This window comes from Bacillus toyonensis BCT-7112 (genome assembly GCF_000496285.1).
GTDB lineage: Bacteria > Bacillota > Bacilli > Bacillales > Bacillaceae_G > Bacillus_A > Bacillus_A toyonensis.
This window is the reverse complement of record NC_022781.1, coordinates 4,277,261-4,291,511: the sequence shown is the minus strand read 5'-3', so window position 1 is coordinate 4,291,511 and position 14,251 is coordinate 4,277,261. Positions and strand designations below refer to the sequence as shown.

Genomic DNA, 14,251 nt, shown 5'->3' with positions numbered 1-14,251 from the left:
TTTCTTACTTCACCTCTATTTTCTTAATCTCATAATCAATTTCTAAAAACTTAACTCCGAATATCCACATTTTATGGTGAGCAGTTAGCATGTGACCCTTTCCCTCTTTAATGATAAAAATCTCTGTTAACGGTAAACGGATTGTAAAGAAACCAGTATGTAAATAAATCCCCTCATCTCCCTTACTATTTTCTCTCAACTTACTAGTAATGATTAAATCATTGCTATCATTACATACTTTTAAAATACCTGTCATATTCGAATAAGGTAAAGGCAATGCAATATTCATATATGTCTCGTTCTTATGCGTATGTTTTGAATACAGAGCCAAAAAAATAGACTCTCCTGCTTCATTTTCCCTTAGCCAAGCCCTTACATTCTCTCTCCCATCTTTCTCATCATTTACACCTATGATAGAACCATACATTGTTTCCCACTTATCGCCCATCCCTAAATGTATTTGTCCTACTCGTTTACTCATTTTCGTATAACAAAATGCAAATGGACGGAACCAACGAGCCCATTTAATATTCGATTGTAACTCATACGCTGCTGTATTTTCATAAAAACGAATTATACTTAAAGGAACCTTCGTCACGTCAAATGACTCACTATGAAAATCATTTATTTTATCAACTAAACCGTTGTATTCCTTACTATCTACTAAATTTCCATTCTGTAAAAATGTCCCACCAATTCTCACGCTTCCTCTTAATCTACTCATTGGTTTCCCATAGTACTTATAATTTGGAGCACTCTTTTCAATCATCCAACCTACAAATGCTGGTAATGCTACTCCAATACCATTTACCACACCGTGAATCCAAACCATTTGAGCAATTGTAATCGTCAGTACTTGTTTTAAATTTCCGTATGAATATATGAGTGAGAACATAATTGTAACCATGAGCGTACTAGACGAAATGATTAAGAGAACCTTTGCACGAATAGCATTAAATTTCGCTTTCCAAACGTAAATACCATATCCATAAATAGCACATAAATATATCACAACTGCAAAAAATTCAAATATCCTCAAATATGTAATTCCTATTGCAACTGTCATAGGTGAAATCATGATGATAAACATAATAGCATCATACACTTTACTTCTCTTTTCTCTTTTTCTCCCTATTAAACCAGCTGATAATGGCAATAAAAACGCCGAATAATGAAAATGTGCAGCTGTGAGTAAAACAATGTCAGAGCTAAAATGCATAATTGAAAGTTTTGCTACTGAAGCAAAAAACCAAAAACCACCTAAAAACAAATAAATAAACGCACTATCTATGACGGTCTCCTCTAACGGCTTCCATCCTCTTTCTAGCAATCTACTTACACCAAATAACGCAACAATTCCTGTATATACAAACCAAACTAGCGCAAATAAATAGTGATTTGTGACGAAAGCTAGCATTGCGCAAATTGCTGCGATTGGATATAAAAACGATACGAATTTATAAAATAATAAATACGATCCATTTCTTGTTCTTTTATCAATAATACAAAAAGACATCGGTATAAATAATAAAACAGATAATAATATAATTGCTTCAACAGGATTTATATTCGACCACTCACATATTAGAAAAACAACATAACAAGCAAGCCCAAATATTATATTTTTCATATCGTTTATTCCCTTTCTACAAATGTTCCCTTGTATGAAAAAAGCGAACCAATTAACGGGTTTCGTACTTGTACATGAATTCGAAAACATTTCAGTGCTTCATCATAACTTTCAAAAATTTTTGCTTCTCCGTATAAAAATTTCGGTAACGGAATTTTTCTCCCTAACATATAAAACCATTGTTTTTTTGAAGAAATATGCATTCCACCTGCCTCGTCAATATGAAAATTCAATGTAGAAACAAGTATATGCGGCTCACCAAAATAATCTACGATTTCATGTTTCTCCTCATCCAGCTGCATAACGGCGTTAAAATATCTTTTCTTATTATGAAAATAAAAAGTACGATTCCACCGTACAGATTCATTTCCATGTTCATCCCGCTCAGCGTAATTATGTATCGTAAACGGAACTTCTTGCCCTCGCTCAGAAAAAAACATTCGGAACTTGGCTGCAATTTTTAATATCATTTTAACGAAAAAAGAACCTCCGTAAATTTCATCCATCTTCCCTTCTCCGACGAAGCTATTTTCTTCTGTAACCTCATAGCGTTTCTGTAATTTCGGATGAAGTTTTTTATAAGAATCCCCTAATAGTCTTTCATAAATATTAGTCATACACTTATCCCTTTCTCGTCCTCTTACAATTGTTTGCGCTTGGCAAATCAAAGCTATTCAAATAACCGACAATCGATAATCCGATTAGAAGAAGATTTAATGTGATTGGATTAAACGGCCCTGTAAAGCTTGCGATATTCGTCCATCCTGCTGCTATCGTTAAAGCTATTAACATAACAATATGCATTATAAATATTTTTCGTTTTGGAAGTGGAAGTACCCATATGGCACCAAAAATAATTTCTAATATCCCAATCATTTTAAGTATAAATACACTGCTTTCATTCGACCCAATGAGTGAAAGCATCTTCACTTCTTCTGGATGGCTAAAAATTATTTTCGGGACAATTCCTTGATATATCCATACAAAAGCAAATAAAAAACATACGAGCCAATACGTCATTGTTCTTCTAATTAGTAACCTAGGATGAAGCCCCTTTTCTAACCATAATTTTAAGGCATCAAAACTCCAAGCAGTCGCCCAACCTAATAATGGACGAAACATATATGAATCAATCACATTTCCTATACGACCATATCTCGTATCATAATCATATTGCGTTTCAAAATGAATACACTCTTTATGCGGTGTATACTTCCAATAACCACGCCCTATTCGTATAAGTGATAATGTATTGTCTGTCCAAAATTTCAAAGAAGAAATCCGTTCACCAGTTTCTTTTCTTATTTCACCTATCGATTCCCCTTCTCCGCCTATTTCAAGCCCAAATCCTATCTTTGTTTTATATAAAAACTTCTGTGGTTCTCCCTCTTTTTTCTCTAAATACGAAATTTCAGTAAAACGAGCATCCCATTCTGTATGTAGGTCTGGTTCTTGCGTATATTCCCATAATTTCTCTATTGTCGTTTTCATTTCTGTTGCAACATAAATAGGCCTTTTTCTTTTCATACTCCGACCTCCTACACTCTATATTTTTAATGTACATGTAATATATGTATTTTGCTACATTTTTCACAAACTTTATCTCTAAAAAGAAAGAATTTTGAAAATACATATAAAACACTTGATTCCCTGAATAATTTAAATTATTATAAAACAAATGTTACCAACAACTTCATAAATCAAACACTCTCGCCTAAAACGTGAGATAGAGGTTGCAATACTTATGAGTATTCTAATGGAGACACAGAGATGTCTATGAAATTGGATGAAAGGAAGTGTTGCCGAAATTGATAAATTTCTCTGCATTTATCAATTGGGGCTGTTTTCGAATAGAAACAGAACTGTCATATGTACAGACATGTACGTATGAAGAGCTATCTACAAAAAAGAGATATCATTTTCATGGTATTCCTTTTTTGGCGGTTTTTTTATTAGCTCCGTTTTCTGTTTCCCTTTTCCTGTAACAGCACCATCCTCACTTATTTGAGATGGTGTTTTTTGTTTTTCTCTCTGGTAACTACAGGAATATTGGGATTTATATATGTCCTAATCTATTCTTAAAAATGGACGAAAGAAGGAATTCGTAATGGAAACGATTGTACAAAAATTTGGTGGTACTTCTGTCGGAAGTGTTGAGCGCATTCAACATGTGGCAAATTTAATTATTGAAGAATATGAACGAGGACATAGTATCGTCTCTGTCGTTTCAGCAATGGGGAAAAGCACAGATGAACTTGTAGCACTTGCTAACGCTATTGCGGAAAATCCGAGTAAACGTGAAATGGATATGCTTCTATCTACAGGAGAACAAGTAACTATTTCATTATTAACAATGGTACTACAAGCAAAAGGTTATAACGCAATTTCATTAACAGGATGGCAAGCTGGTATTACGACAGAATCTGTACACAGTAGTGCACGGATTACTGACATTAACGTTGAGCGTATTCAGTCTTATCTTACTGAAGGCACGATTGTTATCGTAGCTGGTTTCCAAGGAATCAGTGAAAAAAATGAAATTACAACGCTTGGACGTGGTGGCTCTGATACGACAGCTGTTGCATTAGCAGCGGCACTAAAAGCGAAAAAATGTGATATTTATACGGATGTAACAGGCGTATACACGACGGATCCACGAGTTGTAAAGACAGCTTACAAATTAGATGAAATTTCTTATGATGAAATGTTAGAACTGGCAAACCTCGGCGCCGGCGTATTACATCCACGTGCTGTTGAATTTGCCAAAAATCATCATGTCGTTTTAGAAGTTCGCTCAAGTATGGAACAAGAAAACGGAACAATTGTAAAAGGAGAATGTAACATGGAACAACAATCAATCGTTAAAGGTATTGCTTTTGAAGATAATATTACACGTGTCACAGTGAAAGGATTGGAACAAGGTTCACTTTCAATAATTTTCTCTACGTTAGCTAACGCACATATTAATGTAGATATTATTATTCAAAGTATTACAAATGAAGGAACTGTTCATCTTTCCTTCTCTATCCATTCTAATGACTTACAAGAAACACTAGAAGTATTGGAACAGAACCAAGAAGATCTTCACTATGAGTCTGTAGAACATGAAAATCATTTAGCAAAAGTATCAATTGTAGGATCTGGTATGGTATCTAATCCAGGTGTTGCTGCGAATATGTTCACTACTTTAAAAGAAGAAGATATTCATATTAAAATGGTAAGTACATCTGAAATTAAAGTGTCTGTCGTTATTGACCGCCTTCATTTAGTAACAGGTGTGGAAGCACTTCATCAATCATTTATGGCGAAAATTGAGCCTTTAGTGCAAATGAGCTAATTTAATATTTTTATTGCAACTTACAAAAACATATTAATCTATTTCTTTCCTATATAAATAAAAAGCTGTTTGCATAGATTTCAAGACTCTACGCAAACAGCTTTTTAATATATTATCGATATCCAAAAATCATTATAAAACAATGAAATTATTCTTTAAACTCTTTCCTAGGAAATATAGTTGACTCTTCTTACTTCTTATCACACATATCGTTTCTCTCTTTCCCTTGAAAAAATGATCTATATTCATTGAAAATAATTTTCTTCACATCCGAGTAAAAGACCATCATGAATAGTGCAATTCCTAATACAACCACCTGTATTTTTTCATACTCAATGAACGCACTCATAATGAGCAAACCACATCCAATATAAAAACCAAACTCATTCTCTTTCTCAAAATCCGCCTCTTCTTCATCAATATGTATTTTCTCTTTAAAGCTTTGATTCCCTTTTATTAACTCATCTAGCGTAACGTTGTACATTTCGCTCAGTAAAATTAAATTATCAATGTCAGGGTAACTTTTATCATTTTCCCACTTATAAACCGCTTGCCTCGTCACACCAATTTTTTTAGCAACATCCTCTTGCGAAAACTCCTTTGATTCTCTTAGTTTTTTTAGCTGTTCTCCTATACTCATAACGTCCCCTCCTTTAGCAAATTATTACATAAAGGGAGATAAAAAAGAAAGAAACTATTAGTAACACGCACTGTAAACCACTAGTTTACACAATAAAAAAAGGGAGAGTAACTCTATTTTCAAGCTACTCTCCCTCTCACTTATATTAATTAAAACAGATGAATGTTTTCTTTCTTACAAGCTTCACGTAAATCGTCAGGCCATACAGAAGATTGAACTTCACCGATATGTGCTTTGCGTAAAAAGTACATGCACATTCTTGATTGTCCAATACCACCACCAATTGTTAATGGTAGTACATCTTCTAAAATACCTTTATGGAAATCATACTCACGTTTGAAATCATCACCCGTTTTTGTTAACTGTTCATCAAGTGATTTACTATCAACACGAATTCCCATTGATGATAATTCGAATGAAGCTTGTAATACTGGGTGCCAGAATAAAATGTCACCGTTTAATTTCCAATCATCATAATCGGCTGCGCGTCCGTCATGCTTTTCACCTGAACGAAGTGCATCACCAATTCCGATAATGAAGACTGCACCGTGTTCTTTTGCAATTGCATGTTCACGGTCTTTCGGCGTTAATTCTGGATATTTATCTTCTAGCTCTTGGGAAGTAATGAAAACAACTTCTTCTGGTAAATACTTTCCAAGGAACGGATATTTTTCAAATAAGTGATCTTCCAAATCTTTGAATATTCCATAAATTGTCCGTACTGTTTCTTGTAAGTAATCTACAGTGCGCCATTCTTTTTGAACGATTTTTTCCCAATCCCATTGGTCGACGTAAATGGAATGTGTTGCATCAAGTTCTTCATCACGACGAATCGCGTTCATGTTTGTATATAAACCTTCACCAGCTTCATATCCATATTCATGTAGTGCAAATCGTTTCCACTTTGCTAGTGAATGAACAATTTCTAATTCTTCTCCTGAATGTAACATATCAAATTCAATTGGACGTTCTACACCGTTTAGATGATCGTTTAATCCTGATTTTTTTGTTACGAATAATGGTGCAGATACGCGGAATAGTTCAAGACGTTTTGCTAATTGGTCTTCGAAAAATGTTTTAACTTCCTTAATTGCGATTTGAGTCTCTCTTACTGTCATTAATGATTGATACATGGTGGTTTCCCCCTAAAATGTTTGGATGTTGTGAAAAGAAGCCAACAAAAAAAGCCCTTCTTCCCCAAAAAACTGGGACGAAAGGCTTTGGTTCCGCGGTACCACCCAAATTAGCAACAGAGGTTGCTCACTTATACAGTACGGAGATGAAGATCTCGATACTGTTCTTCTTGTAACGGCGAAGTGCCCGGCTAAGTCTACTTTCCTATAAAGGGTTTCGGTTAGCAACTCCAGGAGGTTCTTCATAATAGGCTTCGTATCAGGCTCACACCACCCCTGACTCGCTTAGACTACGTCCTACTACTACTCGTCCTTTCATAGTCGTTTTGTTGTCACATCTCTGAAACATTTTATTAATGATTATTCTATACAAAAAATAAAGAAAGTCAACAAAAAGTTTTAAAATATTTTTCAATTCTATATTTTACGGCTTTATTGATTGTTGTTAATTTAACATCTTTACTTCTTCTGCCTCGTCAATCCAAAAAATGTTTCACTAACCGAAACTAACGTATACACAACAATTAGTGTAATCGTTCGAAATATAGAATCCGCAGTATTTCTTATTATTTTCATTTTCTTTGTAATTCCTTTCAGTTTACTTGCAATTTCATGATATACTATAGCATTCAAGCAGTTTGTTTTTACTTAAAGCAAACATAGTCATTTATCAAGAGTATTTTCTAATTCATTGACTATTATCAAACAAGATTTTTATATAACGGAGTGATCATATGAGCAAAACGAAAGCGAAACCGAAAAAAGGTGTAGGACAAGGTACAGGAAGTAAAGGATGGAACCGTTGGCAATCAAGTGCAAAGAAAAAGAAAGCAGCAAAGCCATATAAAAGTAAAGGCACAAAGAAGTAATTTAAATACCATTTGATTTCTTTACTTTGTTCAAAACAAAATATAATTATTAAAACAAAAAACTATGCTCTCATAAATTTGAAAGCATAGCTTTTTTTATTTTAAATCATAAGAATTTCTCGAATTTCTTCCTCAGTTATGGAGGATAATTTCCCTTCTCCTGGCTCAATTACTTCAGCAATTAAATTTTTCTTCGTTTCTTGTAGTTCATGCATTTTCTCTTCAATTGTTCCGTGGGCTACTAACTTAATAACTTGCACCGTATTTTTTTGTCCCATTCTATATGCTCTATCTGCTGCTTGTTGTTCAACAGCTGGATTCCACCATAAATCATATAATATCACTGTATCTGCACCAGTTAAGTTAAGACCCGTACCACCAGCTTTTAAAGAAATAAGAAACAAATCGCCTTCACCTTCGTTAAACCGATTGCATAGCTCTACACGTTCCTGCGCTGGTGTACTCCCGTCTAAATAAAAGTATGGAATCGCTTGACGATTTAACTCACGACCAATAATGGAAAGCATCTTCGTAAATTGAGAAAAGATCAAAATTCTCTTCCCAGTACTTCTACATTCTTCTAAAATCTCTAACAGTTGTTCAAATTTAGCTGAACTGCCTTTGTAATCATCAACGAATAAAGCAGGATGATTACAAATTTGTCGTAATCTCGTTAAACCAGCTAATATTCTAATTTTATTTTTACGTAACGTATCTTTGTCTAAATGTTTTAACGTTTCTTCCCTTAATTTCGCTAAATAAGCTGCATACAATCTCTTTTGGTCTGGTAATAACTCCGATGACTGTAAATGCTCTATTTTATCTGGCAACTCATTTAATACGTCCTCTTTTAATCGTCTTAATACGAATGGTTTCACTCGCTTCGCTATATCCTCACGCCTTAAATCACCGAACTCTTTTCTTCCTGGTAATAATTCTGGGAAGACGACATGGAAGATAGACCATAGCTCTTCTAACGAATTTTCTACAGGTGTTCCTGTTAATCCGAAACGATACTCCGCTTGAATCGTTTTCACCGCTTTTGCAGTTTGCGTTGTAGGGTTTTTAAACGCTTGTGCTTCATCAAGAAATAGTGTATGAAACGGCCTTTCATACAACCTTATATCTCTTCTCAGCAATGGATATGACGTAATTATGACATCAAATTCTGCTATATCTTTTAAAATTTTCCGGCGCTCTATTTGATTTCCATCTGCAATAACTGCTCTAATATGCGGGGCGAATTTTTTCAATTCACTCAGCCAATTATAGACGAGGGACGACGGAGAGACTACTAATATAGGCATGTTTTTCTCTCGAATTTCAGGCAAAACAGAGTCTATAAAAGCAATGCTTTGCAGTGTTTTCCCGAGTCCCATATCGTCTGCTAAAATGCCTCCAAAACGGTAATAGGCGAGTGTTTTCATCCACTCGAATCCATACACTTGATACTCTCGCATTTCTGCCTGTAAAGTATTTGGCACAGCAAATTTCAATTTTTTCGGGTTTTGAATATTTTCTACTAGCTCTTGAACAGAATCATCCAAACTTAAAACATTACCTTCGTGAAGTCCGTTCATCCATTTTACACTCCGGATAAGCGGAACATTCACTTCTTCCCCATGTAAAAATTCTTTCCGAATACTCGTTTCTTTTACAAATTGATTAATTTCATTAAACTCTTTACTCTCCAGTGATAATAAAGAACCGTTCGCTAATCGGTAATATTTCCGTTTCTCTTCAAGAGCTACTAATACTCCTTTAATTTCCGCCTCCGGTATTCCTTTTATATCAAAACGAAATGACAACCAGTCTATCCTCTCTTTTCGTCTAACTCTAATAAGAGGAGCTGTATCTCCTTTATGAATTCGTAATTTGATTGCTGTCGTCGCATAAATATCAAGTAAACCTTTTAATGTTGGAACGACGTGATATAAAAAATTGTACTCAGCTTCTTCATTATGCATAAAGTAACCGCCTTCCGTTTTCGCAAAGGCACTTTCACTCATAATATCTAAAATCTCTTTTTCCTTTTTCTCATCACGATTAAAAACAGACGGCTGTCCATCCTCTTCTAACGGATTAATTATGACGTTTCCATAGTGAAATTCAAGACCTGCTAACAAGCGATTTTTCACTCTATCTAAATATAATTTCGCTTTTAATACGGGTGTTTCAACACGATCTGATACTACCTCATCAATTCGTACAGTTCCTAGCTTCATTAAACCTGGTACAACTTTTGCTACAAAATATTCCATCTTATCTGCCGGAATGTATAATTGGTTACTACTAGAGCGATTCATCATTTTTTGTAATTCGATAAGCCGCTTGCAATCCTCAGCGTTCAACTGATACAGTTTCCCTCCAAATAGAGCATAACTATACGTATCCATTACCTCAACTCGTTGTAAGCCATCAATATAAAGCGTAAACCCACTGTTACTCCCTTTATTAAACTCAAAATGTAATGGAAGGAGTCCTTTTGAAATTTGTAAACCATGAAAAGATTGTCCATTTTGATTCAGTCTCACACACTCAACTTTAGAAAGTAAAGAAAGCATATCCCCCCAAGACGCTGGCGGTATTAAAATCATGCTATCATCTTGTTTTGCATGTACTTCTAGCGTATCCTCATACATTTTTTCATTATGATGAATTTTAATAAGTTGCTGAATAATCGCATCTGTATCTTGTTTAAAGCTATGTACATCTGGTGTATATGTAAACTCATTGGAACAATTAAAAAGTTCTCTTCTCTCCACCTTAAAAAGAAATTCTCTAATCTGATTTACGAAATACGTTTTGGCAAGTTTCAGCTGCATTCCTAGAAGCGCTCCACCTTGTTTCGTAACTACTGGTGTACAAATAAATTCAACATGAAGTATTTCACGTGTATCAAAACGATGTTGTTTACTTTTCGGTCTCAGTGGCTTGTCTGCAAACAACTGAAACATCCCACTTGTTAATTGATCATTCCCGCTCATGTGTTCACTACTAGCTGGGCGCATTCCACCCGTTTGCTGATTATAATTTATTTGTATCAATACTGCTGCAACATGTTGACAGTACGTTTGAAAAGACGCTAATGACGGACAACTACATTTCGCAACAACATCACCCTTTTTAATTTTTTCGACTGTAACATGAAAATCTTCGTTTCCTTTTACTGTCGCCTCGCAAATTTCTTTATTTTCATCATAATGATTTATTATTACTTTATTTGATTTATAATAAGCTTCGCCTCTTTTATATGAGGTCTCTCCGCACACTTCTTTAATAATCGATTTATTTAACGTAAAACTCATTGCTTTGACACTTCCTTACTGTAAAACCATTTTCTCTTACTTAACATTTTACATGCTTCACGAGAAAATATAAAATGTTGGTTTAACAAAAAAGATACTTATTTATAAACGCCTCAGACTGTAAGCAAATAGAGTTTCAGCACTTGTCCCTAAACTCTTAAAACCGCCTATTATACAGGCGGTTCTGAAAGGTTCCAGCATAGTATTTAAATATTTTCTACATTTTTCATGTAAAAGTTTTACTGGCCATCGCATCAATAATTTAAAAGATATGATTTTATGAAGAAGAGTGATAAAGGTTTTTCACACACACACCGTAGAGATGGATGTGCATATTTTGATGCAGGGGGCTTACTGTCTATAATAAGAGGATAAAGTAGATAATTTACATATTTTCATGCGTGCCCTTATATAAGACTGTTATTGCGGCTAGTATAAGGATGATCCCCATACAAGCAGGTGCGGCATGCCCAAGTGAAACATAAATTTGACCTCCAATAATCGGCCCAATCATTCTTGCTAAAGCTTGAATAGATTGACTACCTCCTTGAATCCTTCCTTGTTCACTAGAATCGACAGACTTCGAGAGCATCCCATTGAATGAAGGTCCAAAGATGGAATCACCAAAACCATATATAAACATTCCAGCGATAAGAAACGGATAAAATGAGAACAAAGCTGATGCTGCAATAAGACTATAACCTATAATCTCCGAAACCATTCCGAGAATTGCTATCTGTTTATCAGTAAGTTTTGTCAAAAGTTTTGGCATTATAAAACTTTGTGAAATGATATCTTGGAATCCCATAATTGAAAACATAAGTCCGATTAACGCAGGCTTCCAACTAAAAGTATCCATTGTAAATTGTGAAAAAATTGCCTGTAAAGATCCATTTGGTATCCAAAGTAAGAATGCTGAGACAAGTAGCCATTTTAAATTTTTCATGGAAAGTATATTTGCAAGTTGTGTAAATGGATTCAATCTTACAAAGGTAATCTCTTTCAATCTTTTATTTTTGTCAAGGCTCTCAGGCATATATAAGATTCCATAAACAACATTTAATAAAGTTATGATTACTCCAAAATACATAGGTACAGAATAACCAAACTTGGCAAGATATCCACCTATAGTTGGTCCAATAACAGTGCCTACTCCTACAACCGCACTTACCCATCCGAAGTATTTCGTTCTTTGTTCTGGAGGAATAATATCTGCAAAATATGCGAAGATAGTGCTTATGCTCCCTCCTGTTATACCTTCTATTATGCGCCCAGCAAATAGTATCCATAGAGCTCCTCCTATGCCAAAAACTAAGTACCCGATTGCGGAACCGAAAAGGCATACTAAAAGTAATGGACGACGACCATATTTATCACTCAAAGCTCCAAGTGCGGGAGCCGCAAAAAATACGCAGACTGCATAAACAGAAGTTAATAGCGTAACGAAGACCGCTTGTTCTGCCGAATTACTTGTATACGGCTGCACTAAAAATGGAACGACAGGTATTATAATGCTGAATCCTATTCCACAAAGAAACACAGAGATAAGACCGAATAGTAAGGCGTGTTTATCTATGACTCTTTCCGTATTATGTTCATTATGTGATCTGAATTTGGACATTTACATTCTCACCCCAACAGTTATTTTTGTTTCCTTATCAACAAAACAATAACTCCATTTTGTTTCCCTGTCAACAAAATTACAACAATAAAAAAGGCAATCCATCCTTGGACTGCCTTTCGTTTCATTTTTATTTTTTAAATAGATTACGACTTAATATGTACACCTTGTTTCTTTATTTCTGTATCTAAATGTCTACTATACTTTTCCACAAAGCTAAGTATACTATCAAATTCTTCCTCGGTTACTTGATCAAACACAACTTTATCCCGTTCTTCAAACTCTTTGTGCAGATCCTCATGTATTTTATAAATTACTTTCCCTTGTTCAGTAAGCCTAAAATAGATTTCTTTCTTATTATCCGACTTCTGATAACTTTCGATAAGGCCTTTTTTTATAAGTTTTTTTGTTATTCTACTTATGGCACCGCGAGTCATATAAAAGGACTCCGCAAGTTTTGTCACGTTAGAATCTACATTTTTTTCAATGTATTCGATACAATGTACTTCAGAAGAATTATACCCCTTAAGACTGTCTTCCATCTTATCCTTATTAAGCCAAACAATCTTATTATATAAGTCCCTGAAACCCACTATGATCTTTTCTTCTTTATTCATGCCCTGTCCTCCTCCCCGTTGGTGCATTAACCATATTATATTTATTTTTTGCTTCTATTCCAACTCTAATGAAAAAAGAGAGTCAAAAGCGTGTTGAGCACCAAGAAACTCAATGTCATTTGAACAAGACTTTGTCTACAATCTGAAACACTTATCTCTTTTCATTCTATCTCCATCAACCGTTTTGCCTCAAAATACAACACTTGAATAAACTTCTTCGTGTTAATACGTATATGACCAGAAGCCGCTACTTCATCTTTCGTCATTTCTGTCATCCGTTTTCTAACTATAGTAAAATCAAAAAATTTCGGAGCATAGCTTTCAAATTTCGGATTCGAAAAGTCTGTTAACCCGAGGGAAGCTAAGTGATTTAACGATTGATAAATCGCCCTTCTTACCCTTTGCTCAGATGCTTTCTTCTCTTTATCAATATCCGTATCTAAAGCTACATCCCCTAATTTCCTTATTGTAATATGATGGAAAATATCTTTTAATGCAGGAAATCCAAATTCAAATGTTTGTGCCTTTTCCTGCCCATATAAATATTCCAACATACTAAGCAAGTCTTTGCTTCCGTTCTCTCCCGCAATACCGAGTTCTGATAATAAATAGCGCCCTGAATCCGCTATTTTCTTCCCTTCTTGTATTGGCTCATTTCGAACTTGCGGCTGTTCCCACTTAAAAACGTTATTCAATGATTTTTGAATATCATGTATAGAACGCTCCAAACGAATACGCTCCATTACTTTTCGTACAACAGATACAACTTCAATTTTATTCAGTGGCTTTGTAATATAATATTCTACTCCAAGTGTATACGCCTCACCTATAAGTTGCTTCGATTCAACTTGAGAAATCATAATGATCTTCCCAGTAAAAGCGGACGCAATATGACGAACTGTTTCAATTCCGTCTCGCATTGGCATTAATAAATCAATAAACAAAATATCTACTTTTTTAAAATTCAGTTGGTCCGCTTCAATAAAAGCTCCGTCTTCCGACTCTCCAATTACTTCCCCAAGATCTCCATCTTCAATAATTTGCGAAAGCATAGAACGGAAAACTTCATCATCATCTACGATATAATAAAACAACA

Annotated in this window: 11 protein-coding genes, 1 riboswitch and 1 other annotated feature; of the genes, 2 read left to right on the top strand and 9 right to left on the bottom strand. The window is 34.7% G+C overall.

Annotated features, from left to right (window positions below):
• Window positions 1–4 precede the first annotated feature (4 nt).
• The 3 genes from BTOYO_RS22025 to BTOYO_RS22015 are packed head-to-tail and all read right to left on the bottom strand — an operon-like array spanning window position 5 to window position 3,157.
• Window positions 5–1,630 (bottom strand): YndJ family protein, encoded by a 1,626-nt coding sequence (locus BTOYO_RS22025; RefSeq protein ID WP_000789377.1) that lies wholly within the window; start codon window positions 1,628–1,630, stop codon window positions 5–7.
• 5 nt (window positions 1,631–1,635) lie between these two features.
• Window positions 1,636–2,247 carry a DUF4166 domain-containing protein gene (locus tag BTOYO_RS22020; RefSeq protein WP_000182195.1) on the bottom strand — a complete coding sequence of 204 codons (612 nt, stop codon included), beginning with the start codon at window positions 2,245–2,247 and terminating at the stop codon, window positions 1,636–1,638.
• A 4-nt stretch (window positions 2,248–2,251) separates the two neighbouring features.
• Complete coding sequence (locus BTOYO_RS22015; protein ID WP_000824130.1) at window positions 2,252–3,157, bottom strand: DoxX-like family protein; 906 nt, start codon at window positions 3,155–3,157, stop codon at window positions 2,252–2,254.
• A gap of 192 nt (window positions 3,158–3,349) precedes the next feature.
• Window positions 3,350–3,536, top strand: a riboswitch (Lysine riboswitch).
• A gap of 201 nt (window positions 3,537–3,737) precedes the next feature.
• Here BTOYO_RS22015 and BTOYO_RS22010 point away from each other — a divergent pair.
• Window positions 3,738–4,967, top strand: coding sequence for an aspartate kinase (locus BTOYO_RS22010; protein ID WP_000448019.1), 1,230 nt, complete (start codon window positions 3,738–3,740; stop codon window positions 4,965–4,967).
• Window positions 4,968–5,157: 190 nt separating this feature from the next.
• Here the strand turns inward: BTOYO_RS22010 and BTOYO_RS22005 are convergent, their stop codons facing one another.
• Window positions 5,158–5,607, bottom strand: coding sequence for a helix-turn-helix domain-containing protein (locus BTOYO_RS22005; protein WP_000021945.1), 450 nt, complete (start codon window positions 5,605–5,607; stop codon window positions 5,158–5,160).
• A 149-nt stretch (window positions 5,608–5,756) separates the two neighbouring features.
• On the bottom strand, window positions 5,757–6,740 hold the full coding sequence (asnA, locus tag BTOYO_RS22000) for an aspartate--ammonia ligase (RefSeq protein WP_000284901.1): 984 nt from the start codon (window positions 6,738–6,740) through the stop codon (window positions 5,757–5,759).
• A gap of 70 nt (window positions 6,741–6,810) precedes the next feature.
• Window positions 6,811–7,068, bottom strand: a binding site (T-box leader).
• Window positions 7,069–7,474: 406 nt separating this feature from the next.
• Here asnA and BTOYO_RS21990 point away from each other — a divergent pair.
• Window positions 7,475–7,609, top strand: a complete 135-nt coding sequence (locus BTOYO_RS21990; RefSeq protein WP_000047591.1) for a DUF3934 domain-containing protein — start codon at window positions 7,475–7,477, stop codon at window positions 7,607–7,609.
• 101 nt (window positions 7,610–7,710) lie between these two features.
• Here BTOYO_RS21990 and BTOYO_RS21985 read toward each other — a convergent pair whose 3' ends face one another.
• From BTOYO_RS21985 to BTOYO_RS21970, 4 genes are all read right to left on the bottom strand, one after another.
• Entirely contained in the window at window positions 7,711–10,917 is a 3,207-nt protein-coding gene (locus tag BTOYO_RS21985; RefSeq protein ID WP_000011061.1) for a DEAD/DEAH box helicase, read from the bottom strand.
• 385 nt (window positions 10,918–11,302) lie between these two features.
• Window positions 11,303–12,538 carry an MFS transporter gene (locus tag BTOYO_RS21980; protein ID WP_000033171.1) on the bottom strand — a complete coding sequence of 412 codons (1,236 nt, stop codon included), beginning with the start codon at window positions 12,536–12,538 and terminating at the stop codon, window positions 11,303–11,305.
• Between the two features lie 146 nt (window positions 12,539–12,684).
• The gene (locus BTOYO_RS21975) at window positions 12,685–13,155 is read right to left on the bottom strand and encodes a MarR family transcriptional regulator (protein ID WP_001030884.1); all 471 of its coding nucleotides are present in this window, start codon (window positions 13,153–13,155) and stop codon (window positions 12,685–12,687) included.
• A 161-nt stretch (window positions 13,156–13,316) separates the two neighbouring features.
• Window positions 13,317–14,249: a response regulator gene (locus tag BTOYO_RS21970; protein WP_033657313.1), complete on the bottom strand. Its 933-nt coding sequence runs from the start codon at window positions 14,247–14,249 to the stop codon at window positions 13,317–13,319.
• Between the last annotated feature and the right edge of the window lie 2 nt (window positions 14,250–14,251).